Below are 23,726 nucleotides of genomic sequence, written 5' to 3'. Positions count from 1 at the left end.
TATGTCAATAAGATTTTTGCTGAACAATAGTATAGCACACTTCTTTTGTTTTGTTTCAAATTCACACATAATCATCCATCATGAAATTTCATCAATCTTAATCATGATCTTAGTTATATAATCCTCTTCGTCAGAGATTACAAAATCATTTAATCCTGCTTCATAAGCATAACCATTAAGCTGTAAATTATTTTTCTGGCATAATCCAGCATTTTTTGATATAGAACCGGCAATCTATCCCAAGTACCTTTCTGGTATCTGCAGAGATATTTTCTTCCAGACTTTGTAAAACAATCTGAAGACATTTTTGCGTTCAGAGTAGTTGTATAGAGTCCTTCGTATCTGTAGAAATTCGTCTTATACACATTATCAAGAGAAATAAAACTTCCCATTCCCATCCGGATCTGTTCAATTCCCCATGTATCTTTTAAGTGATAAATGGCTTTTGATATATCATCTTCTGAAAAATTATATGGATAAAGTAATAGTTTTTCTGCTTTGCATACTTCAACCCTGATTTCCTGATCTTATAAAGTTTCACAAAGAACAATTTTCTCTTTCTTTTCTTGCATTACGGTTTTAATATTTTTTAACTTTTGAATTTGCCGATCAATTTCTTTTTCTTTGGCATCATCGATTGCTAAAAAACTTGCAGGTGATGGAGCTTTTCGATATGTTTCTATTTCAGTGATGTTCATATTTAATTCCTTTAACACACAAATATACTCTATAGTGGTTTAGTTGTCAAGACAAAAATCTAAGATTCTTATAATGAACTGATATGGTTTATAGTTACTAAGGAACCAGGGAGAATGGTATCACATTTGCCTGACCCATATATGCATTAAGCTACATAAGGCAGAATCATTGCTGGATAGTAGCATTCAGCCAGTGTTTTATAATCAAGGGCAGAATGACATCGTTCAAAGTTGTAAGTGTGGATATAGCGTCCGATGTCCGCTCTAGTATAACATAAATTAAGTTGTTGATAGTTTCGATATCTGGTATAATGGACTTAATGAATACAATTACGGAGGTCAATTATGCCAGCATTATCTTATAGTATAACAATATCAGATGAGGAATCTGCCTATCTGAAATCACTGATTAAAACCAGGACTATCCAAGCACAGGTTGTTGACCGTGCACGCATCCTGCTATGGAAGTCTGAAGCCAAAACAGACAAAGCCATTGCAGATGGCCTGGGCATTAGTGTAAATACTGTCCGGCGTTGTATTGACCGTTATCTCAACGGTGGAATTAATTTGGCCATATTTGATAACGACCGTTCCGGTCGCCCGGTTGAGATTACCGACGATGCAAAATCATGGATTATCAGTATAGCCTGCCAAAAGCCCTGCGATCTTGGTTATGCCGCGGAATTATGGACACTGGCGGCACTGCACAAACACATACAGGCACATGCGGAAGAAGCTGGCTATCCACGCTTAAAGACAGTTACCAAACCATGGCTTCAAAAATATCTCAAAAAGATGGATATAAAGCCATTCAAAATCAAGTATTATCTTGAGCGGAAAGACCCTGATTTTGAGAATAAGATGCATGACGTTCTCCTAGTTTACAAACAGGTTGAGATGCAGTTTGGCGATGATGGAACGATCACCATACCAGAAAATGGGCATTTGACACATACTATTTCCTATGATGAAAAACCCGGCATTCAGGCTGTTGCCAACAAATATCCCGATCATAATCCGACAGAGGAAAAGGGGTATATCCGCCGGGATTATGAGTATGTGCGGCTTGGAACGCTGTCTTTGCTTGCAGGAATTGATCTTCTGACGGGGAATGCAATTCCGTTGGTCAGCCAGACACACAAAAGTTCTGATTTTATCGAGTTTCTAAAGATTCTCGATGCAAAATACCCAAAAAGTGACACAATACGGTTGATACTGGACAATCATTCAGCGCATACATCAAAGGAAACACGCCGGTATCTTGCAGGGTTACCGGAAGACAGATTTGTGTTTGTATTTACACCGACACACACCTCATGGCTGAACATGATCGAAAGCTTCTTCAGCAAGATGACAAAACAGATGTTAAAGGGCATTCGTGTTAATTCAAAGGATGAATTGGCAGAGCGAATATACCGCTACTTCGATGAAATCAATGCTGAGCCAATCGTCTATCATTGGACATATAAAATGGATGAAATTGATCCTGATGAAGCAGCAACTATTTAAACTATCAACAACTTAATTTATGTTAAATATCAACGATACAGCACACTAGCTATACTCGAACTGCTTCCTTTATTTTCAGAATTTTCGAACCGTTAAACAAAGACTTTATACCCTCTTATAGATAATCGGAACGTCATATCCAAATGTTCTTTTTCCATTCACTTCCATACTTTCGAATACTTCCAAACACGTATCCGAAAACTTTTCCCATAGTTTAAATATCATAACGGGTGAGAACTGACTAGTACTGCCTCCCTCCCAGACACCGTTTCTCTCATAATATAGTGCAGGAGTAAATTTTTTGGATTTTTTTAATTCAATATATTCCACCTCTTTCATAAATTCATATGAAAACGTGTTCTTATCTTCCCCATTTGGAATTTCATAGGATGAAAGTAAAATTCTATCTTCTTTCTCTGTAATCAAGAAAAGATGCGGTGACGCATGACGCTTTCCTTCATTTTCATAATAACTTTCTTCTACAATAAACATGCCCTTAAAATCAGCAGGAAGATTTTTAATTTTATCATTGCAAACCGTATTTACGTGCTGTGCATAAGGGTATGTCTTTCCTGCCTTTTTCATTGCATCAAATTGCTCCTTATTATCAAATCGTCCTGTTATCAGTTTTACAAATTCTTCTATTTTCGTCATAGCTTACCTCCAAAATATATCACAATCTCTTGGAATCTTCGGCCCAGCAAAATCGAGGCCTGCTAATTCAATTTCCAGTTACACCCACAATTCAATGGTGGTTTATTATCAGCTCTCCTAAGGTTACTGTTACTGCTCGTCCTAAAAGACGGATATCACAAGCACATAGGATCCTTTTTTTATTGCCCCCACACACCTCTGCTTATTCCATTCTCCCCAACATAGCTAGGGGATTAGGCTTTTCATTAACGAAAGACTATCGATATTATATCCTACAAAAATAACAATATTTTGATAATCTAATCCATTTTTCTTAAAACTGGGGGATACATCCCTACCCACAGATTTCTCCAAAATTTATACGTAAAAATTGACAATCCTTAATTATAAGATAAATTATTTCTGGTCAAGTACGGACTGGATCTGTTTCATCAGCTGATCGTAGTTTGACTGATCATCGATTCCGCCCATGAATGGCTCGCCAATGATATTTCCGTCTTTATCTACGAGAACGGTTGTAGGGAATGCCATGATGTTTCCAGCATATTTTCCAACTGTTGAATTAGAATCGAAAGTCAGGTTCTTGTAGGAAGCGCCCTGAGCTTTCAGAATTTCTTTTGCTTCTTTGATTCCCGCTTCATTGTTGTCTAAAGTATCCGTGTTGATACCAACAACTTCGCCACCCATTTCTTTGAGTTTCTCATTTAATTCATTCAGCTTAGAGAGCTCTCCGACACATGGCTTGCATCCACTGAACCAGAAGTTTACAACTGTAACTTTGTTTTTAGCGAAAAGACTGTCATCTACATCGTTTCCATCCAGATCTTTTCCTTTGAAAGCTTTGAATACAGCTGTGGATTCGTCTGATTTGGAGGAAGAACTGTCAGAGGAATCGGATGCAGCAATCTCTTTCTCAAGCTTGGCAATTTCTTCTTCAATTCCGCGGATTGTCTCGATGTCTTTGCACAGAGTTTCATATTCTTCTTCAGAGAAAGAGTCTTTGTTAGATTCCACTGTGCTTGCGAGGGAATCAGCATAGTTTTCGCTCATGGCATCACCGGCAGCGTTCTTGTTCATAAGACCAAAGGCTTTGTCCCATGCATCTTTGTGATCAGCAAAAAGCTGGTTTTCCTGCTGGTAAAGGTCGTTCAGTTTTTCGTTCAGCTCGTCTGCGCTGCCAGTTTCTGTTGTGGAAGAAGATTCCTGTTTTGTGTTTGTATTGTTTGTTGAGGAAGAGCTTCCGCAGCCTGTAAACGCAAAAAGTACAGAAATGGCAAGGGATGCAGCAATTACCTTTTTTAATTTCATTGAGTTTGTTCTAAGTGTTTTGTTTTTCATGAGTTTAAATCTCCTTTTCAATTTTATTTTGTTCGTTTTAGTTTATTTATTGTCAGCCTTTTTTTGTTTGAAAATCCGTAATGATAGCAGATTGCATCAGTCGGACAGGCTTTCATACATTCTCCGCATCGGATACACTCCGGATGGTTTGGTGTGTCTACTACATTGACATCCATCTTACAGACACGACTACATTTCTGGCAGCCAACACATTTCTCATGATCAACCTGAATCTTAAGAAAAGATACCTTGTTAAACAGTGAATAAATAGCACCCAGCGGGCAGATCCATTTACAAAATGGACGGTAAAACAAGATGCTCAGGATGATGAAAAGCGCAAGGATTGTGAACTTAAATGTAAATAAATGTCCGAGTGCGGCACGGATTCCTGAGTTGGCAAGTGCCAGCGGAATTGCGCCTTCAAGTACGCCCTGTGGGCAAATGTATTTGCAGAAGAAAGGATCTCCCATACCAAGTGAATTGGTTACAAATGCCGGAAGTAGTATAACAAAGACGACCAGAATCACATATTTCAGATACCGCAGAGGCTTCAGTTTTGCGGTGGAAAATTTCTTGCCCGGAATCTTATGCAGCAGATCCTGGAACCATCCAAACGGACAGAGGAATCCACAGATAAACCGTCCTAACAGAACACCTAACAGGATGAAAAATCCGGTGATGTAGTAGGTAAATTTGAATTTTGAAGAACCGACCACGGCTTGAAAAGCTCCAATCGGACAGGCACCTGTGGCGGCAGGACAAGAGTAACAGTTTAGTCCCGGGACGCACATCGTTTTTACATTTCCCTGATAAATTTTCCCTTTAAACAGATTCGGGATGTGAATGTTGGTCAGTAGTGTAGCAGCTGCCTGAATCCATCCGCGGAAGCGGACCAGAGGGTTTTTGTTTGATTTCATTTTCTTATCCAATTCCGACACACTCCATACATAATTTTATTGCTTTGCTGAGTACTACAGCGGCTTCGCCGCGGAAAATTCCGCCAAAGAAAAGAACCAGACCGGCTGTAAGTAAAAGAATCTGTGATGCTTTTTCAGATTTCATAAAATACTCCTTTCAATGTTCAAAGTCAGTTTATTGACTTTTCGATGTTGGCATTATACAATAGGAGGTGTAAAATTTCTGTTAAGAAGATGGAGAAAAATAAAATGAGATTATTAGTCGTTGAAGATGAGAAGAAATTATGTGACATGATCGCGAAAAGTCTGCACCAGAGCGGCTATGAGGTGGATGTATGCAATGACGGAGAAGAAGCATTGGATATGATTTATGCTGAAATGTATGATCTGATCGTGCTTGATCTTAATCTTCCTGGGGTGGATGGGATGGAGATTCTTCGGGAACTTCGTAAAGAAGATGAAGAGACAAAGGTATTGATCTTGTCTGCGAGAAGTCAGATTGCAGATAAAATTGAAGGGTTGGATGCAGGTGCGAATGATTATATGGAAAAACCATTTCATTTGCAGGAACTCGAGGCACGCGTGAGAAGTCTGACGAGACGAAAATTCATACAGAAAAATGTCTGCCTAGAATGCAACGGCATTCGGTTTGATATAAGAGAACGAGTGGCGTATGCAGAAGAGAATCCGGTTGCGTTGACGAGAAAAGAAAATGGGATTCTAGAGTATCTTCTTCTGAATCAGGGCCGGCCGGTCAGCCAGGAAGAGTTGATTGAGCATGTTTGGGATTCTTCTGTGGATAGTTTTAGCGGCTCTATTCGTGTGCATATGTCTTCTCTGAGGAGAAAACTCAAGGCGGGACTTGGCTATGATCCGATTGTAAATAGGATTGGCGAGGGTTATAAGATAGGAGGAGATAGCAAAGCATGAGAAAATTATCACTCCAGTGGAGACTGACAATCCTTACTACAGTGTTGATCACAGTATTGTGCGGATGCCTTACATTTTTCTTATATAAGAATGGAGTCTATTATATCGATACACTTCAGGAAACAGTTACAGATCAGGGAAAAACACCGGAAGCACTATACATTGAGATTCCGGATAATGAGTGGGACAATTTTGCATCACAATTTGCTACGGAGGTGTATAATTCGAAATCCGATTATAGAAACAGAAGTCTACTGATCACAGGTGTTGTAGCGTTACTTGGTGGAGCGGTGACATATTTTATTAGTGGCCGTGCATTAAAACCGCTCAGAGAGTTTTCTGAGACAGTTGAAAAAGTACAGGCACAGAACCTGACGGATTATACGATCGAAGAGAATAAGATTGCAGAGCTGGACATACTTCGTACGTCTTATAATAAGATGCTTTTGCGACTGTCGGAATCGTTCGAGACACAGCGCCAGTTTACCGGGAATGCAGCACATGAGCTGCGGACTCCTTTGGCATTAATTCAAGCACAACTGGACCTCTATCATGCGTCAGAAAATCCGGAGAATGGGGAAGCGGCGCAAGAGACGATCCAGATGGTGACAGAGCAGAACGAGCGTCTCAGCAAGTTGGTCAGAACACTTCTGGATATGAGTGAGTTACAGACAGTAGCGCGCAATGACAAGATCGAACTTTGTGGACTAATCGAGGAAGTGCTGGCAGATCTGGAACCGTTGGCACAGGAAAAAGGTGTTACACTGATACAGAAATCGCAGAGTACAGTAGATGAAAAAGAAGAGAATGCAGGCGAGGGTCTGATGCTGACAGGAAGTGATATACTGATCTATCGGATGCTTTATAACCTTGTTGAAAATGCGATTAAATACAACCATACAGATGGAAAAGTTACGGTATCGGCAGAACGAAAGGGGAAAGAAGTTGTTCTGACGATTGCAGATACAGGAAATGGAATCGATGAGACATTCCGAGAGCGGATCTTTGAACCATTCTTCCGGGTGGATAAGTCAAGAAGCCGAAAAATTGGCGGTGTAGGTCTTGGACTTGCAATGGTACGCGAGATCGTGCAGGTGCATGACGGGGAGATTGAGGTTCATGGAAATGAGCAGGGCGGAACGACATTTGAAGTGAAAATGAGTATAGAAAGACTAACTATTAAAAGTCAAGTCTAAAATGAAAGTTTTTTGAATGAATTGCAGAAATGCATTTCAGATATATTTGAACCTTGAAAACTGTATGACAACAAGAGCATCTTTATAGGTGCTCTAAAAGGAGATATTTACAGAAAAAAATTAAGCAGTTGGCAGATATGCTTTTCCTGATTTCTCCATTGCAAAAATCAATCGCACAAGCTTCTTAGCGGCATGGGATATGGCAACATTATAATGCTTGCCTTCCGATCGTTTCTTTTCAAGATATGCACCAAAAGATTTATCCCAGTGACAGACATATTTTGTGGCATTGTAAAGGGCATACCGGAAGTATCTGGAACCTCGTTTCTCCATATGGGAATAACAGTTGTCTAACTGTCCGGATTGATAAGTGGAGGGAGACATTCCTGCATATGCGAATATCTTATCTGCGGAATAAAACGAGAGAAATCCCCAATCTCAGCGATGATCATTGCGCCCATCCGGTAACTGATACCGGGAATGGTAAAGATTGGCGATTGGATTTCTTCATCCATGATTCGTTTGATGGCTGCTTCAATCTCGTCAATCTCAATCGCTAATTCCCGAATAAGTTTTATGGTGTGCTTTAGTTTCAAAGACTTGGCAGGCATATGAGAACCGATAGAACTTCTTGCAGCGTCACGAAACATGACAGCAGTATCTTTTCCATATCTGCCTTTCGAACTATCAAAGAGTAGGTTGGAAAGCCTTGTGAGATGTGCATTTGCAACAGCATCTGCACTTGGAAATCCACAAAGCAAAGCATAGACGGATGCCATATGAAGCGTAGGAACAAGTCTTTCCAGCTCCGGGAAAAGAATACAGACAAGTCTTGAAACAGAACTTTTCAATTTTGCCCGTTCTTTGACCTTATCAAAACGATAACGGGTTAGTGACTTTAATTCCTCATTGTGGTAAGATGTATCTGAGTAGAGCCGATTATCCCATAAGTATTCAATCAAATCTGCCCTTGTACAGATGACTCCGTCATGCTCAAAAAGATAATACATGATCCGCAATTCATTTTTTGTAAGCTCTGCCTGTTTTCCACCTGCCTCTATAGTTCCTGTCTCCAACCACAGAGATATTCCCTCATGAGTAAGGTATCTACTCTGTTTCTTTTCCAATCTGTTCTATCGTAAAGGAAGCAAAAATATTCTCAAAATGCTTTATTTCTATATTTATATCCAGCAACAAGTCAACAAGAGTTTTTATCGCAAGAAACTCCTATACTTTTACATTTAACTTTTTTGATCTTTGTGAGAAAATATTTTCAAATTCAGTGGCCATATTCTCTTGTATTCTTGAATATATATATTTATTGCTTTCATATTTTCTCATCCCCTGCACACCATTCAAATTTATTTACAAATCAATCTTTCTTCTGATCTATCAAATCATAACTCAGATCCAAAAAATCCAATATCTTTGCTTCGCTCACCCTTCCATCCAACAACATTGTAATCCAGTACTTTTTATTCATATGATATCCCGAAAGAAAACCATAAGTCTGTGTCAGAAGTCCAACCATATCCGGTTCGCACTTCACATTGATGATATCTACCATGCTCTCTTCTTCTAATCCCAACCTAGATTTTTCAACCTGCATCAGCACTGCATACCACTTTCCATTTTTATGCCGAAGCACTGCACTTTTCGGTGATGTTTCCCAGAGATACTCTGGAACTGTTCCATATTGGTTTTTTACATATTCAAAAATTTCTTCCCGTTTCAATCATTTCACTTCCCAATTACTCTATTTTATCAATCTCCTGATTGTACTTTTCGTATTCATTAACAGGCAGGACATCAGCCCTGCCTTCCTTTACATTATAACATTGTTTCTCGGCTCCCACAATGCAATCCATTTGATTTTTACTTTTTAATAAGCTACCAGCCCATACCCCAGAATCGACTGGGAATTCACCGTATAGCTATTCTGCCTTACTGCATCTCCGCTGTTTCCTTCAATCGTATGTACCGTAGTTCCATCGCAGCTTTCCACGATTCCCACATGGTCACTGCATCCGTCATAATCCCAATCAAAAAAAATAATCATGCCGGGACTTGGGACACTTCCTGCCCCCTGCCATTTCCCCTGTGCCTGAAACCAGTCCACGCCTGCCGTACAAAGGGAAAACTTTGGCACAGCTCCGTTTTGAATGAGCCCCGCCTGATCCGCACACCAGCTGACAAAACAGGCACACCATTCTTCCCGACTGTCAAATCCATACCATGACCAGAACTTCTCTCCGCCTTCATTTCCAAGCTGGCTTTTTGCAATGGTGACAAACTGTCCGTTTCCAAAGAGTCCGGTAAACCAACCTCCGCCGGAATAATACCGCATCACATGAGGCACATACTCCGGATCCCCATACCCAGACCAGCCATGGACGGCTGCCTGTTTCTGGGAAAACTGTAATGCATTGGCTTCACTATAACCGCCAAACTTTTCCAATGCCCACGAGATATACCCATTCCCGTAATTATAGCCTTGCCAACTAAGTTTCAGTTTCTCCATATCCTGAGGACTTTCACATCCGGCTTCCCGGACACAATCCGCATAATACTGTATCCCCACTTTGATGGAATAGTCTGCATCCTGAATCGCACCGGGAGTATTGGGATACTGGGTGTTATAAGGACACTCACTGGCCTGCATGGGATCCGTTCCCCTGCCGCCGCTTTCCTGCATCATAATGGCTTGGATGGCAGAAACATATTCCGGGATACCAAACTCGCTGGCATACTTTTGAATGACAGGTGTATGCGCCAGTACTTCTGCGCTTAAAGCCTCACTACTCTGGGAATTTCCCAAAAAGGCTGCACCCCCAATAATCCCCACAATCAGAATCAGAACAACAAACACTGCGCCTCCACCTGCCATCAGCGCTGTAAATGCAGCTTTCACTGCATGAGTAGCGGCTTCTGCCATGGCTTTCAATCCTCTTCCGGTTGCCTTTGCAGTCTTTGCACTTTGCTTGGCAGTCTGAACAGAGTGCATGGCAGCCCGTTTCGCTTCCCTGACTGCTTTCATGGATTTGAGTGCTTGTTTCTTCTGTAAGACTGCCTGGGTTTTCACTTTCTGGGAAGAAACCGGAGAGGCTTTCACCATACGGGGCGCTGTTTTTACCGTCCGATTTCCAGCTTCCTTGATCGTTTTCCCTGCTTCTGGCTTGACCTTAATGCTTCTTGTGGCTTCTGTTCGCCCTTTCTTCGCCATTGTCTGCCCTGCCTGGGTAGATGTGCCACCTCTTGCATTTCCCCCTCCCAACGGGGTTGTCGCGGCTTCTCTCTGCTTTTGTTTCTGCTCCTTTAACTTCTCATAGTGTTTCACTGCCAGCTTCTTACCGCCACGATAGGCTGCCGAAGCACTTTCCCTTCCAGCCCGCTGTTCCACACGCTGGATGCGGTTTCCGGCATATTCCACCGTGGATTCCTCTCCCGTTTCTCTTCCGATTTTATCTGCCATGATGCTGGACTTCTCTTTCGCTCCTAGCATGGCAGAACGTACCAGTTCCTTTGGAAGCCGGGAGGCAGGATTGCGGATCTTTGGACTGTCATTCCGCACTTTTTCTTTGATATCTTTCAATCACACACCTCCCATCTTCTGTACTTTCTAGCGTTCTCTCCCCCGTTTTTTTGTTTTCTTCTGCTGGCTCTCCAGCTGTTCCAGTTCCCTTACTGCTTCCTGCACCAGCGGATGATTGGCATAATAAGGAACATAGGACAATAACTCTTTTCCCTTCTCCCCGGTAGCCAATGGATATTCTCCCTCGTTATACAAAGGATCGTCTGCATGGTGCAGGGAAAATTCCAAAGATGGGAGCATCTGAGGGGAACGTTTGCAAAATCTCTGGTAATGCCGGAATGCTTCTTTTAAAGATGTACATTCGATACATTCCCCCATCCCATGGAACTCCCCGCACTCGGATGCAAAAAAGGTAATGGTTGTTTCTTCTTTCATGGCTCTCACCTCTCTCTGAAAAGTTTTTTATCGAACTGCCACCTTCCGTTTTTCTTCTTTGCCTAGCTTCAGAGGGTGTTGTTCTTGTCGAAGTTCCTGCAAGGTATTCCTCACAGACAATTGTTTTCCTTCTCTTGCTTCCAGTTTCTCAGCCTGCTGTTTCCAGCGCTCTGTTTTCTGTTCCAGCTTATGGATACTCCGCATGGATTGGAATAACACCTTCTGGGTTTGAAAGATGATCCCCTGTTCTGGATTTCGCTCTGTGATCTTTGCTGTATTTTTTCCATTCATTTCCCAAAATGCGTTGTTCAAATGCCCTTTGGCAACATGCAGTTCCTCCGCCATACTTCCCAGACGGTCAATCTTTTGATCCATCGACAGCATCACCGTATGCAGAGACGATTGGATTTTTTGCAAGCCTTGAGTAAGGTGCATTCCCTTTACCGCACAGGCAAGGGCATCTTTCCCCTTTTCTTTAAAGTCCATAACTGCCTGTTCTGCTCGTCCCACAAACTTTGTCTTAAATTCTCCCACCTGAGAACGAAGTGTTTGCACCTGATGTTCCGCCCTCTGGATTGTGTTCACCGCAAAGAGTTTGACCTTGCTTTCCTGCATCACACCCAATTGCTTCTTCACCTCTCCCAATTCCTTTAGGACAGTTCCCAGCTGCATTTCCATAGAATCAATATAGTCTGCCATACGGAGCACATCCCCTTTTTCCTGCTCCATGCCCTGTTGTTCCAAAAGTTCCAGCAATGCCCGGATACTGCCCTGCTCCCGAAGCGGTTCTCTCGTTTCCTGGATTTCCACTGTTTGTCCTTCTTCCATTTACATTCCCTCCTTCCCAAAAGGATGCTGCCGAAGAAATTCCAACAGCACCCTAAAAATATCTTTTCGACTAACACTCTCCCGGTTTCGTTGTCATCAAGCGGTACAGCTTCGTATTCTTCGGGAAGCTATTCTCAAATGGCACCAGATTCCCGGAACACCGAATCAGTCCCTTTCCTGCGCCTACATTCGTGATGTAGGATAACTGGTTCTCGGAAATATTCAAAAGGGAAGCCAGTTCATCTCGGTCTGTGGTTGCCTGATTCAAAAGGATCAAAAACTCACTGTTTGCCAGCATCAACCTTGCGGTATCGGATTTTAACAGTTCTTCTACGTTCTGCGTTAAACCTGTGACAAATCCCTGGTATTTACGGATTCTCTTGTAGAGCCGGTAGAAAAAGTCTGCGCTGTACTGATACCGGAACAATAGATAAAACTCATCGGCAAAGATCCAGGTGGTCTTTCCCTTCTTCCAGTTCTGGATCACCCGGTTGAAGATGCTGTCCAAGGTGACCAGCATACCAAGAGGCATGAGTTGCTCTCCCAGTTCCCGGATATCATAGGCAATGATACGGTTCTTCGTATCCACATTGGTTTTCTGTGCAAAGGTATTGAGACTTCCATTGATAAACAGTTCCGAAGACAATGCAAGTCCTCTGGCCTCTTCTTCTGGCTGGAGCATGAGCTGGCGGTACAAGTCTTTCAAGGTGGGCGCTTCGCTCTGGTAACCGCTCCGGATATATTCCCGGTACACATCTGCGGTACAGCGGTCCAGGATGGATTTCTCCTTGGCAGACAGATTTCCTGCCCCTACTAACTGCTCAAACAAAGACAGGATAAATTCCGACTTTTCAATCAGCGGATTCTTATCATTTCCATAGGCAGAATCCATATCCAGTGCATTCAGATGGGTGTTGGATGTAGCGGAAATCGTAATCACTTCTCCATTCAGTGCTTCTACCAAAGAACCGAACTCGGACTCCGGATCTAAGATGAGGATGTCATCTTCCGTAGACAGGGCAAGATCCACAATCTCTTCTTTTGCCGAGAAACTTTTTCCCGAACCGCTGACACCCAGACGAAAGGAGTTTCCATTCAATAACTTCCTTCGGTCTGCTACCAACATATTTTTACTCACTGCATTCTGCCCATAATAAATCCCACCCGGCTGCATGATCTCCTGAGTATGAAATGGAATCAGCACTGCGGTAGATTCTGTGGTCAGGGTACGAAGGGCATTGATCTTTCGGATGCCATAAGGCAGTACCGTATTGAGTCCATCCACTTGCTGCCACTTCAAAGTTGCCATCTGGCACAAATGCTTTCTTGCCACGGATAAGATGCTTTCCGTATCCGAATCCAACTGTTTCTTGCTGTCTGCCATATGCACCATGGTAAGGATGCCGAACATCATCCGCTGATCCCTTGTGGTCAGGTCATCCAGCATCTCTTTAGTTTCCTTTCTCTGTAGTTCCATATCATAGGGCACAATGGCGGAAAAGTTATTGTTGGCATTCTGGCGTCTCTGCCAATTGGTCACGTTCGTCTCCACGCCGAGCAAACGGTTTTGGATCTCACGCACTGCTTCGTCTGTTGGCACTGGGAGAATGTCGATGGACAGCATCAGATCCCGGCTCAAGTCACACAATTCCGAAATCATGTCGTCCTTTACATAACTGGCATAATCCTGCATATACAGCACCCGTCCGTACCGCTCGTTGATCTTGAAACAGTCTTTGGAAAACTCCATGGACTGGGGACAGATCCAGTCCTTAAAGCTGCTCCCCCGTTTGGCAAACGCCTTCATATCAAACGGGAAACACTGGGGTTCATCTGCCTGGAAGAAATCACGGAAAATCTGCAGGCGCTGTTCTGCATCCAGTTCTTCCCCAATGGAGGACAGCTTGCTCAGATGGGTAATGATATCCGTTCCCACACGGGCAAAATACGTCCTTGCCTCATCAATATTCTTCTTATGGACACTGACCGTCAGATACCGTTCCTGATAGATGCTGTTGTTGGTGCCGCTGACCTTGGATAACAGCATTTCGTTGTATTCCCTGCGGTATTCATCCAGCCCGTCCTCTTTCATCGGCAACAGCAGGGAGGCTTCAAACTCTTCCTTATTGATTCTTCTGTTGTTCAGGGTAATCTTGGCAGATGCGCCGGAATCCAGAGCATTTAACAACTCACTGTAATCTAAGAACATTTCCGTTTTATCTTCTTTGCTTGCAATGGCATAGTTGATATCCGAAAACCGAAAGGATTTGGAAAATTTCGTCCCGGACTGGAACACCCCATCCGGCCAGATCCGCTGAACGGGAATTGCCTGCTGGACAGACCTTGGTACTTTAAACTTCTCCCGGTCCATTTTTAATGCCTGCTGTAAGGTTTTAATCAAACGCACCACTCCTTCCTGCCTTCTTTTTCTGCTTCATCTGTTTTTTCCTTGCCCGCTGTTCCCGCTTTTTCAAAAGGGCAGCACCATCTCCCCTGGTCTTTTCTCCAAAGATCATAGTCTCTTCCATGCAGGCATGGTAAAGATCCTCGCTTTGAAACAGCAATCGCTTGGGGTATAAAAATTCGGACTTGATATATGCCCAGGCAAACTGCTCCGCATTCATGCCATGATACTGGAAGAACCCGCAGGCTGCGAAAGGAGCAGCCCCTAAGATACACAGCCACCCGGTCATTTCCTGCCCCACATAGTCTCCCAGACCAAAATAAATCCCTACTGCCACAGCGATGGCAAGTAGGGAAAAGATACACTGGCGCAAATTCAGCCCCATAAACATGGACTCTTGATAGTTACGGATTTCTTTATTCATTTTTACTTCCATATATTTTTATCTCCCTCTTTCTCTTTTCTTGTTGCCTGCAGGTTTCCCTTGGATTTTTTCCGGCTCTTTTGGCACATCCAGTCCCCATTGTCTGCAAAATTCTTCCACCCCTTCCCGGTCATACTGGGCAAGCCTTGCAAGGTCAAACGCCACTGGGGTGTAGGTAGCAAAGCCTGACCGGGCCTGTCCCGGCAGTATGTTTCCCAGCCTGTTCTTTTCGATGAATGCCAGCTTGTCCTTCGTAAAATCACCGCTTATAAATGCCTCTTGCGGTTTCAGACCATACCCGCCCGGAAGATTCACCGTCAGATCATCAAACAATTCCAACTCCCCTTCTTCCTGGCGGTACATTAAAATTGCAAGCCCGTTTCCATAAGCATAGCTGGATACCTTCAAAGTAATTTCTTCCTGCCCGTATTCCCAAGAGAATGGCAAAATCTTTCTTCCGTTTCTATTTTCGTTGTTCTTCTCATTCATGGTTTTACTTCCTCCTATAATCCCATCATTTCTTTTACAATCCGGTCGGATGCTTTTACCGCCCCAACCAGTACCAATAAGTTAAACACCAACTCTCCGATATAATTCCACACAATGGTCACCGCACTTAAGGACGTATCCCCAATGGCCGGGGGACTGGCAGAATACACGGAAAAGATGATACAAGCCAGTGCAATGATCGCCCCTTCCAAGCACACTCCGGCATAAGACTTGATAAAATTCTTTCCCACCGACTGAGAGGGTTCGCCCGCAAAAGTGGAAATGGGGATGGGTGCAATGGCAGTGTACATATACAGCTTGAACATCCTTCCATATACGGTAAGGATCATAATGAAGGACAGCACCGTAATCAAAAGGCTTCCAAGCAAGGTCACAATCCACAAGGGAATGGATTCCAGCATTCCCACCGCTTCAATCTTCTCCACAATCTCTGCCGGAAGTTCTGTAACACCCCCATTTGCCATGCCCGACTGTGCCATAATGGTGGACACAATCCCCTGCACAATGGAGAACAAGGCTGTCATCAGTTCCATGCCATACATGATGGCGCCTTGTGCCAGAGCAAACCGGATAAAGGCTTTGAGGGCATGCTCCGGCTTCTTCATATCCGTAAAGCTGCCACAGGTCTTTACAATCCCGGCAGCAAAAAACAAGACTAACAGTCCATATCCAATGGCAGTCAGCGCTCCGTTGATTCCAGTGATGACACTCCAAATATCTCCCCCCCCCTTAAAGGATTCCGGGCTTTGGGTAAGCAGTGTCCAGATTTCTGCCAGTTTCTCATTCCAGGTGTTCAGTGCAGAGTTTAGGTTCTGCACGATCCAGTTATCACTCAAACAGCTTCACCTCCTTTGCCGGGGCAGGAAGAATCTCTCCCCGCCCCTTTCCATTTCTTCCTGCTACCCAACAATCAGGTCCAGGATCTCTTTTGCGAAGGTGATGATGACGCCGCCTGCCAGCGTCAGAAACCCGTTGGCTCTCTGGCTGGGATCGTGGCTCTTTAGGCTCAAGCCTACCTGTACCACACCAAATCCCAATAAGATCAGACCAATGGCCCGGATCAGGGAAAAGATAAAGGTGGACAGGTTATTAATGACCGCCAGCGGATCTCCGGCAGCAAGCACCGGCATTGCCCCTACCGTCATAGACAGCACCAGCGCCACATAAAAGGCAAAGGGATATTTGGGCCCTTTTCCCATCCGTTTCGGTACAAAGGCATGGCTTCCTGTTTGATTCTTTGGCATTTCATTTGTTTTCTTCAATGGCATTCCTCCAATCAAAAAGACTGCTCCCCTCCGAGGATTTCCTCAGCTGAGAGCAGTTCATAATCATCCAGTCTCCTGGTATCAATGGTTACATCTTCATGGGACAGCGGTGCTTTCGCATAATCATAGGGAGGCGCACCGCCATCCTCGGTATATTTCACATTCACATGCTTATGCAGATCATATTTCTCATCCAAAATGGGACGTTCCCCACGCACCAGCAGCACCGCTTTCCGGTTATCCAAAAGTCGCACTTCATCCGGGGTAAGAAGTTCCCTTCCAGACTGTTGGAAATTCACAGAATAACTTCCGCTTCTTCCCTTGGTCTGCCCGTAGGTATTGGTATCCAACGTTTCTTTTCCCAGTAGTTCTGAGACATATTTATGCCCCTCTTTTTCATTACCACCCAGGTATAAAAATTCATCGCAATTTCCTATGAGACTTTCCCAGCTGTCCTTAAACAAAGCTTTCATCTGGGCAATATTCTGAATGATGATACTGCAGGAAATTGCGCGCGACCGCATGGTTGCCAGAAGTTTGTCAAAATCATCCGGCAATGCCACGTTGGGCCACTCATCCATGATGCAGTGTACCGGAATGGGCAGTTTCCCATGGTATTTCCGGTCTGCCACATAATAAAGGGTCTGGAAGAGGTTACTATAAATCATGCCCACCAGATAGTTGAGGCTGGTATCTGCATCCGGGATACAACAAAACAACGCCACCTTTTTCTCCCCGATGCTGTAAAGATCCAGTTCATCGGTGCAGGTTAAATTGGCGATCTGCTTTAAGTTAAAGGCTGCCAGACGGACACCCACGGAAATCAGAATCGACTTTGCAGTTTTTCCAGCTGCCTGCTTGTAAATGGCATACTGCTTGACTGCAATACTTTCCGGATTGCGCATCTCCAGTCGTTCAAACAGGATATCCAAAGGCGACTGGTATTCCTCATCGTCCTCTTTCACCTGGGCAGAACCTAACATTTCCATAATCATGGAGAAGTTTTGTTCCTCCGGCGGCGCTTCATGTAACAGATACAGCATCAGTGCCTGCAACAGCGCGGTTTCGCTTTTCTCCCAAAACGGATCCGAACTCTGCGCCCCCTTCGGGGTGGTATTTCGGATCAGGTTATTGATGAGTTTTAGCACATCCTTGTCATCCCGCACATAAGCAAAGGGATTATAACAAAAGGATGTCTCCGGGTTAATCAGATCAAACACCCGCACTTCATACCCTTCCCGTTCCAGCAGCCCTCCGGTTTTCCGCAGAAGTTCCCCTTTGGGATCGGTGATCACCATGGAACAGTTGCACTGCATAATGTTGACTACGGCGTATGCCCGGCTTTTTCCCGCGCCGGAGCCACCCACGACCAATACATTTAAATTGCGTTTGTGTTTATAACAGTCCAGCCCCATACGGAAGTTCTGGGTTAAAATGAGATTTTGGGTGTACCGCTTGTCCCGATAACGCTTGCAGATGGAAGCTGTATCGCCCCACTTGGCAGAGCCATGCTCCACCCCTCTTCGATAATTTCTCTTCTGGGAATAATAAATACCGATGCCTAACACATAGGCGATAGTGAATGTGAACACACACCGCAGTGTGTACGGTGTATAGGTGATAGAAAATGGCTGATCCAGTTTTTCGGTCAGCACTTGTAAGATTTGTAACAGATTGGTATCCGGCTCGATGGCACAGGCAGTGATGGCGCCTGCCCACCAGACAACAGGCAGGAACAACAGCCATACCCAAAAGTCAGAACGTTTGCATGCTACCTCTGCAGGCTTCGCTCCTTCTTCGCTTTTTCGTCTTTTGGCACTTCCTTTGCTGGTCCGTCTACCCTATGAAAAGAATCCACACCGGGAACGATGGCAAGACTCCGCCCATTCTCTCAATGCATGTGAATCTGTCCGGCATCATCGATAAATGCTACCGTTCCCTGCAATCCCGGCGGCATCCCTGCCTCATCCATAAAGTCCAGGCAGAGCCTTGTTCCTTTCGGATACCGCTTTCGTAATTGTTCCACTTGTTTTTGATCATATATCTTCATAGACATCCCTCCCTTCTGCTACCAGAAGAAGCGCCTGCTGGTGTTTGGTTTCATGACCTTTAAGATCACACTGTCAATGCCATCGCTGTATCTGCCCATGGCCAAATACTTGTCTCGCAGCCGATTGAGGGCATTGCGAAGTTCCCGTTGTTCCTCTGTGGTGATGGGAAGCCTTTTCTCGGAAAGTTCATAGGAACAGACTTTCTGCAGCATTGCTTCTGTCGCAGGGCGAACCTTTCCCATCTGACTCTGGGCTGCTAACTCATCTTTGAGTGCCACCGTAAACATGTTTTTCATGATGTTGTCTGTTTTCAAATAGTAATCTGCCATCTTCGGCACCTCCTTTGTTACACCCAACATACCACAAGACCCCCACAATAGCTATCCCAAAGGCGGAACTTCTTTCAGAACTTACCGCTCCGGCTGTTTCTCTTTTTTCTCCTTCTTCGGTGCCTGCTTTGACGGTTCTGCAAAGGAAAAATCATCCTTCGTAAAAGTCTGCTCCTGTTCCCCGAAGTTCCGTTCCATATGGTTGCGGATGGTATAGGCTGCCTGACGCACATCATTTAAAAAGCCACGCAGTTCCTGGGGATCTTTCTGCCCATCCGCCTGCATCTCTGCTACTTTTCCAAACTGGAAACCGGACACCTCTGCCCCATACCGCTTGCCGATTACATAGGTGGCACAGTATGCCTGGGCATTGACTTTCTTCCTGACATAATTCCCATCATGCTGATCTAATGCTGCACACGCCAGTTCCCGGTTCACTGCATGGAATGTTGTATTCTCCTCCATTCCGTTTTGCACATAGACCGTGCGCTGTTTTGGAATATACTGTGCCTGGATGCCTTCCGGCAGATTGTCTGCAATCTGCATCCGCACTGGCTGATCCTTTAAAACTGCATGGATCAGTTCTTCCATGGAACGCTGCGGACGTTCCTCCAGAGGCTTTCCACTCATCTGGCTGATGTCAAAGCCCTTACTGATGGTATAGCCTGTCCGCATCTCTCCGTCTTTTTCATATTCGGTGCTGACCATATAAGTGTATCCATGCACCCCGGATTTTGGAGAACGGTTCTCTGCCTTCCAGTAATCATAAGACTTTACCACAGTTGCCTGTGGATTCTGTCCGTAGATCAGCAGAAGGTTGGGCGTTTTCTGAGTGTTGCACTGTGCCATAAAATCCAAGAATCCTTTTAAAGATTCTCCATTTTGGAACACCGCCTGTGCCTGGGCGTCAACCTCTGCCCACACTTCTTCCCTCTGCTGTTTTTTCATGGCTGCATACTCTTCTTTTGACAACCGCTGTTCTGAAGCCTGTTCTTCCCCTGCTCCACCTGGGATCATACTCGTTAAATCCATATCGCCTTACCTGCCTTTCACTTTTTTCTTTTTTCTCTGCTGGTTTCTCGGTTTTCTCCGACTCTTCTGTGTCTGCCTGCGCTGTTTCTGCTCGGCTTCAATCTTCTTTAGTTCCTGCCGGACAGAGGGCTTGTCCCCTTTCCAGCTAGTTTCCTGCCCGGAAAAAGAAGCGCTGTTGTGAGAGGAAGGTTCGGACAGATTCTCTGCCTTCTCCGCCTGGGTAAAATTTTCCCCCGAAGGAGAAACTTCCCCTACATCAAACAGATGCTCTTCTTCATCCAGTTCAAATTCAATGATCCCTTCCGGCAGCACCACCTTTTCGGTCTTCACCGGAAGTTCTTCTTTTGCCTCGGTTTTCTCGGTAAACTCTGCATCGATCACACGCTCTGCTTCCCGGACTTGTGCTTGCTCCACAACCGCTTCCCCGGCTTCGGATTTTACAAAGTCCAGATTCATCTTGTCCAGCACCCGGTTCACCTTCGCTGCATCATCGGCAAACACCATGATTTCTGCTGACTTGGGATTTTTCTTATCCCGGATGACCACATACAACAGCCCTCTGGATTTGGCTTCCCCTGCAAATTCCCGTAACCTGTCATGGGGAATGGTGAAAAACTTCATTGCCCGCTGTTCCTTTAACATCCGAAGCAGATTGGTCTTTCCCCTGGTCTTTTTCTGATCCTTCATCACCGCTACGATTAGCACCGCCAGATTTTTTGCAATGCTCCCGCTGATCCGTAAGGTATGTTCCATGCCTTCCATGGAATACCGGACAATCTGATCCGCCGCATCACCGCCATAGTTCATACGCTCTCACCTCCTTACCGATTCCGTTCTGCCTCTCTTCGTTGTTTCCTGGACGCTTCCTGTACCTCCTCCTGTTCTTTTGCCTGCCTTAACCGCTCTTCCATTTCCAAGGACTGTTTTTCAATCTGCTGGCTTAAGCGGATTCTCTTACGAAGTTCTTTTAATTCCCCATTGATTTCCTGAATGCGCATACCTCCCAGTTTTTTCCGGTATAATTCTCTGCGCTCTTTCATCAAAGAAAGTACCTGTTCTTCCAAGGGTTTCCGGTATGCTGCCAGCTCTTCCCTGGTGGTAATCTCTTCTTTTTGCAAAAACTCCATCTGACTGATTCGTTTCTCCAGTCTCCGGATATCAGAACGCACTGCATAGGGAATCCGCTTGGGCTTCTTCGGAAATACCCCCATCTGATATAAATAAGAATAATAAAGTCTCTGAAGTCCGGTGAGTTTCCGTCTTGGAGACTGCATCTGCGTGTTTCCATACACCCGCTGAATCTTTGGACGCAGGATCTTCTCCCGGATTTCTGCCTCCCCATATCCTTTTCCCAAGGAACGCAGACGGATATACCGCTCCACCCCCGGTGTCTTTAATGATGGGTACTTCCGATTTAATTTCCACGCATAGCCTCGTTTCTCCATTTCTCTTACAAACTGACTCCAGGAAAAACTCACACCAATGGCATCCCGGATATCCATGCGGATGGCAGTCCTCCAAGTGGGCTTCCCTTCTGCTTCTGCTTTCCACTGGGCATAATGCATGGCTTTTCCCTGATTCGTCTGGATCACCGAAAGACCATATTTTCTGCATAATTGATCGGAAATCTGACGCACTTCGGTAAAATAACTTTTGGCATTGCTGTGGTATTTTCTCCCATCTACCATACTCACTGAATTCCACACCAGATGATTATGGTAATGCTTCGTATTCAAGTGAGTAGTGATCACGACCTCATACTGCCCTTTCAAAAGCTGCTCTGCCAGTTCCTGTCCAATAAGATGGGCCAGTTCCGGAGATACTTCCCCTTCCGCAAAACTCTGTACCAAATGGTATCCCTGTACCCCTTCTTTTTTATGGAAACGCTCTTTTGTCTTTACCATGTCCACATAGGCATTCTCACAGGTACACCCAATGGCATCTTCAAAAATGGTCTGTTCCGTCTTTTCCCGGTTTAATGCATAATCAATGGCTTCTTCCAGGGATCCGGCACTCTTGGTTGTCTTTGCCCGGTCTTTCACATATTCAATGGAACGGTCCAGGCGGTGGACGGGGAGAACGCTGGTATATGCCATCTACCATTCCTCTTTCACCAGACGCCAGGTCTCTTTGGAAATCCGAAGCATTTCCTGTATGCTGGCTTCCCCTGCCCTCCCTGTTCCATTGGCGACATGAGCCAGCTGGTTCGCATTGTTGCAAAGCCCCGCGATTTTTCGAAGAAGTTCTGCGTGATGCTCACAGGGCTTTGTCTGCAGTTGTGCACCTAAGATCAGAGAACGTAAAAATTCCTCCCTGCTTAGTCCACTCTTTGCTACCTGCCCATCCAGATGGCGAAGTTCTTTCGCATTCAGACGGACAGGAACTACATGGTTTCGTTTTCTCATTCAACCGCCTACCTTTTCTTCTTTTCTGCTGTCTCTAAGGGATACACCTGAATTCCCCTGCGTTCCATCTGCCAGAGGAATTCCCCGATCTCCCAGACCTGCCCATTCACATCTACCTGCTTTTCATCCACAAAGCGGCAAAGCCCAATCTCTTTCGTTCCGTCCTCTGCCATCATGCAAAGACTTTCCCCATCCAAAAGGATGAACCGCTTTGTCCCTTCCATATCTCGGAACTGGATCTGTTTTGGTTCTCCCTGTTTCTGTCTGCGTATCCGCATCTGCTCCATCTGCTGATCTTCTCTCTTTCCGGCAACCACACAGCACATCAGTCCAATGCCAAAGGCTGCACCTGCCATTGCCCCAAGCGCCATTCCTGCAAAAAACATTTCACTTCTCTCCTTTCTCGACTGCCGGGGGATTGGGGTTCTCCCCAAAGTGCGTTTGGATATCCAAACGCTATGCTTGCAAAACCAGTTCCACCGATTTCCATCGACTCCCCCACGCAGAATCGATTATGATTCCTTTTCTTTAATCTTGATCAATCCATCTAATGTGGTGCAGATGATATGCAATCGGTCTGCGGTACTGATATCGGTATTCATGGTTCCAGTCACCTCTTTTCCACAGACCACCACCATCCGGCACCGCTTTAAGATCAAATGGGACATCCGATTATATGCCTGCTGATCCTCAGCTTCCCCTTCCTCCAAAAATGGCAGAAATCCAAACCTTGGACAAATGGGAACATATCCCAACTCATAAATCTTCCGGCAATATCGCTGCACCTTCACCCTGCTTTCTTCTGCCGGACAACACACATAGGCCATCGCCTGTTCCATCGCCTCATCTCCTATCGTACCTGTTCCTTTTTCTTTGCTCTTTCTGTTTTTACCTCAAAACTCACATCCATCGTGCTTTCATCAAATTCAGCATCAAAGCCACCGTCCTCATACAGTATCTCTGCCCGTTCTACCGCTTCTTCCCTGGAATGTGCAGAGATAGATTTGCGGATGGTACAACTTTTTCGGATTTCAATCTCAAATGTCTGTTCCTGTTTCCGTTCCACGGCTTCATATTGAACAGACTGAATGTCATATTCGCTGGTACCAGGGCCATACATACGGCATCCTTTTTCTGCTTCTTCTTTGCTGGATGCTTTCACCGCAACGGTCTTTTCACGCACTTCTCGGATGGTTACATCATAGACTCTGTCCATAAGCCCCCTTTCCTGCATCCATGTGGATGCACCTTTCTTCTTCTGAAACAAAG

26 protein-coding genes and 2 pseudogenes are annotated in these 23,726 nt (G+C 44.8%); 3 read left to right on the top strand and 25 right to left on the bottom strand.

Going from position 1 to position 23,726, the window contains the following annotated elements; translation table 11 throughout:
* Positions 1-527: 527 nt before the first annotated feature.
* Entirely contained in the window at positions 528-716 is a 189-nt protein-coding gene (locus K0036_RS04850) for a hypothetical protein (RefSeq protein WP_118038717.1), read from the bottom strand.
* Between the two features lie 327 nt (positions 717-1,043).
* Between K0036_RS04850 and K0036_RS04845 the strand changes: the two genes are divergently transcribed.
* A complete protein-coding gene (locus K0036_RS04845) occupies positions 1,044-2,207 on the top strand; it encodes an IS630 family transposase (protein ID WP_004615245.1) in 1,164 nt (387 codons plus the stop codon).
* A gap of 105 nt (positions 2,208-2,312) precedes the next feature.
* On the opposite strand, the gene K0036_RS04840 is transcribed toward K0036_RS04845, so the two are convergent.
* The 4 genes from K0036_RS04840 to K0036_RS04825 form a co-directional block, all read right to left on the bottom strand.
* Positions 2,313-2,861, bottom strand: a complete 549-nt coding sequence (locus K0036_RS04840; RefSeq protein WP_004614572.1) for a hypothetical protein — start codon at positions 2,859-2,861, stop codon at positions 2,313-2,315.
* A 396-nt stretch (positions 2,862-3,257) separates the two neighbouring features.
* Entirely contained in the window at positions 3,258-4,199 is a 942-nt protein-coding gene (locus K0036_RS04835) for a TlpA disulfide reductase family protein (protein ID WP_004614573.1), read from the bottom strand.
* A gap of 23 nt (positions 4,200-4,222) precedes the next feature.
* Positions 4,223-5,128, bottom strand: coding sequence for a 4Fe-4S binding protein (locus tag K0036_RS04830; RefSeq protein WP_118188772.1), 906 nt, complete (start codon positions 5,126-5,128; stop codon positions 4,223-4,225).
* Positions 5,121-5,261 (bottom strand): CD1871A family CXXC motif-containing protein, encoded by a 141-nt coding sequence (locus K0036_RS04825; protein ID WP_004058840.1) that lies wholly within the window; start codon positions 5,259-5,261, stop codon positions 5,121-5,123. Before K0036_RS04825 ends, K0036_RS04830 begins: the two co-directional genes overlap by 8 nt.
* 104 nt (positions 5,262-5,365) lie before the next feature.
* On the opposite strand from K0036_RS04825, the gene K0036_RS04820 reads away from it, so the two are divergent.
* Entirely contained in the window at positions 5,366-6,046 is a 681-nt protein-coding gene (locus K0036_RS04820) for a response regulator transcription factor (protein WP_009245990.1), read from the top strand.
* Positions 6,043-7,242 (top strand): sensor histidine kinase, encoded by a 1,200-nt coding sequence (locus K0036_RS04815; RefSeq protein WP_118188771.1) that lies wholly within the window; start codon positions 6,043-6,045, stop codon positions 7,240-7,242. The genes K0036_RS04820 and K0036_RS04815 overlap by 4 nt, the downstream gene beginning before the upstream one ends.
* A gap of 120 nt (positions 7,243-7,362) precedes the next feature.
* On the opposite strand, the pseudogene K0036_RS19525 reads toward K0036_RS04815, so the two are convergent.
* The 20 genes and pseudogenes from K0036_RS19525 to K0036_RS04710 all read right to left on the bottom strand — a co-directional run.
* Positions 7,363-8,174 (bottom strand): annotated as a pseudogene (locus K0036_RS19525) (transposase); the annotation flags it as partial.
* 440 nt (positions 8,175-8,614) lie between these two features.
* Positions 8,615-8,977: an MmcQ/YjbR family DNA-binding protein gene (locus tag K0036_RS04800; protein WP_009320161.1), complete on the bottom strand. Its 363-nt coding sequence runs from the start codon at positions 8,975-8,977 to the stop codon at positions 8,615-8,617.
* 147 nt (positions 8,978-9,124) lie between these two features.
* Complete coding sequence (locus K0036_RS04795) at positions 9,125-10,834, bottom strand: lysozyme family protein (protein WP_220430865.1); 1,710 nt, start codon at positions 10,832-10,834, stop codon at positions 9,125-9,127.
* A gap of 27 nt (positions 10,835-10,861) precedes the next feature.
* Positions 10,862-11,209 carry a hypothetical protein gene (locus tag K0036_RS04790; protein ID WP_118188769.1) on the bottom strand — a complete coding sequence of 116 codons (348 nt, stop codon included), beginning with the start codon at positions 11,207-11,209 and terminating at the stop codon, positions 10,862-10,864.
* A 27-nt stretch (positions 11,210-11,236) separates the two neighbouring features.
* Positions 11,237-12,037, bottom strand: a complete 801-nt coding sequence (locus K0036_RS04785; protein WP_118188768.1) for a DUF6674 family protein — start codon at positions 12,035-12,037, stop codon at positions 11,237-11,239.
* A gap of 70 nt (positions 12,038-12,107) precedes the next feature.
* Positions 12,108-14,438, bottom strand: a complete 2,331-nt coding sequence (locus tag K0036_RS04780) for a VirB4-like conjugal transfer ATPase, CD1110 family (protein ID WP_330627228.1) — start codon at positions 14,436-14,438, stop codon at positions 12,108-12,110.
* Positions 14,431-14,877 carry a PrgI family protein gene (locus tag K0036_RS04775; protein WP_220430863.1) on the bottom strand — a complete coding sequence of 149 codons (447 nt, stop codon included), beginning with the start codon at positions 14,875-14,877 and terminating at the stop codon, positions 14,431-14,433. The genes K0036_RS04780 and K0036_RS04775 overlap by 8 nt, the downstream gene beginning before the upstream one ends.
* A gap of 6 nt (positions 14,878-14,883) precedes the next feature.
* Complete coding sequence (locus tag K0036_RS04770) at positions 14,884-15,354, bottom strand: DUF4313 domain-containing protein (RefSeq protein ID WP_220430862.1); 471 nt, start codon at positions 15,352-15,354, stop codon at positions 14,884-14,886.
* 14 nt (positions 15,355-15,368) lie between these two features.
* Complete coding sequence (locus K0036_RS04765; protein WP_220430861.1) at positions 15,369-16,211, bottom strand: hypothetical protein; 843 nt, start codon at positions 16,209-16,211, stop codon at positions 15,369-15,371.
* Positions 16,212-16,274: 63 nt separating this feature from the next.
* Positions 16,275-16,643, bottom strand: a complete 369-nt coding sequence (locus tag K0036_RS04760) for a glutamyl-tRNA amidotransferase (RefSeq protein ID WP_187305841.1) — start codon at positions 16,641-16,643, stop codon at positions 16,275-16,277.
* An 8-nt stretch (positions 16,644-16,651) separates the two neighbouring features.
* Positions 16,652-18,379: a VirD4-like conjugal transfer protein, CD1115 family gene (locus tag K0036_RS04755; RefSeq protein ID WP_259283394.1), complete on the bottom strand. Its 1,728-nt coding sequence runs from the start codon at positions 18,377-18,379 to the stop codon at positions 16,652-16,654.
* A 32-nt stretch (positions 18,380-18,411) separates the two neighbouring features.
* A pseudogene (locus tag K0036_RS19520) lies at positions 18,412-18,690 on the bottom strand (DUF4314 domain-containing protein).
* Between the two features lie 18 nt (positions 18,691-18,708).
* Positions 18,709-19,020 (bottom strand): hypothetical protein, encoded by a 312-nt coding sequence (locus K0036_RS04745; RefSeq protein ID WP_220430860.1) that lies wholly within the window; start codon positions 19,018-19,020, stop codon positions 18,709-18,711.
* 81 nt (positions 19,021-19,101) lie between these two features.
* On the bottom strand, positions 19,102-20,052 hold the full coding sequence (locus K0036_RS04740) for an ArdC-like ssDNA-binding domain-containing protein (RefSeq protein WP_220430859.1): 951 nt from the start codon (positions 20,050-20,052) through the stop codon (positions 19,102-19,104).
* Between the two features lie 6 nt (positions 20,053-20,058).
* Complete coding sequence (locus tag K0036_RS04735; RefSeq protein WP_220430858.1) at positions 20,059-20,859, bottom strand: PcfB family protein; 801 nt, start codon at positions 20,857-20,859, stop codon at positions 20,059-20,061.
* Positions 20,860-20,873: 14 nt separating this feature from the next.
* Entirely contained in the window at positions 20,874-22,148 is a 1,275-nt protein-coding gene (locus K0036_RS04730) for a relaxase/mobilization nuclease domain-containing protein (protein WP_118188665.1), read from the bottom strand.
* Entirely contained in the window at positions 22,149-22,457 is a 309-nt protein-coding gene (locus tag K0036_RS04725; RefSeq protein WP_009248015.1) for a plasmid mobilization protein, read from the bottom strand.
* Between the two features lie 8 nt (positions 22,458-22,465).
* A complete protein-coding gene (locus tag K0036_RS04720; RefSeq protein WP_009248016.1) occupies positions 22,466-22,843 on the bottom strand; it encodes a hypothetical protein in 378 nt (125 codons plus the stop codon).
* A 126-nt stretch (positions 22,844-22,969) separates the two neighbouring features.
* Positions 22,970-23,296 carry a hypothetical protein gene (locus K0036_RS04715; protein ID WP_118188666.1) on the bottom strand — a complete coding sequence of 109 codons (327 nt, stop codon included), beginning with the start codon at positions 23,294-23,296 and terminating at the stop codon, positions 22,970-22,972.
* Between the two features lie 11 nt (positions 23,297-23,307).
* Positions 23,308-23,724, bottom strand: coding sequence for a hypothetical protein (locus K0036_RS04710; protein WP_118188667.1), 417 nt, complete (start codon positions 23,722-23,724; stop codon positions 23,308-23,310).
* Between the last annotated feature and the right edge of the window lie 2 nt (positions 23,725-23,726).

Origin of the sequence: [Clostridium] scindens (assembly GCF_019597925.1) — a bacterium.
Classification (GTDB): Bacteria; Bacillota; Clostridia; order Lachnospirales; family Lachnospiraceae; genus Clostridium_AP.
The sequence above is the reverse complement of the archived record's forward strand: the minus strand, read 5'-3'. Positions and strand labels throughout refer to the sequence as shown.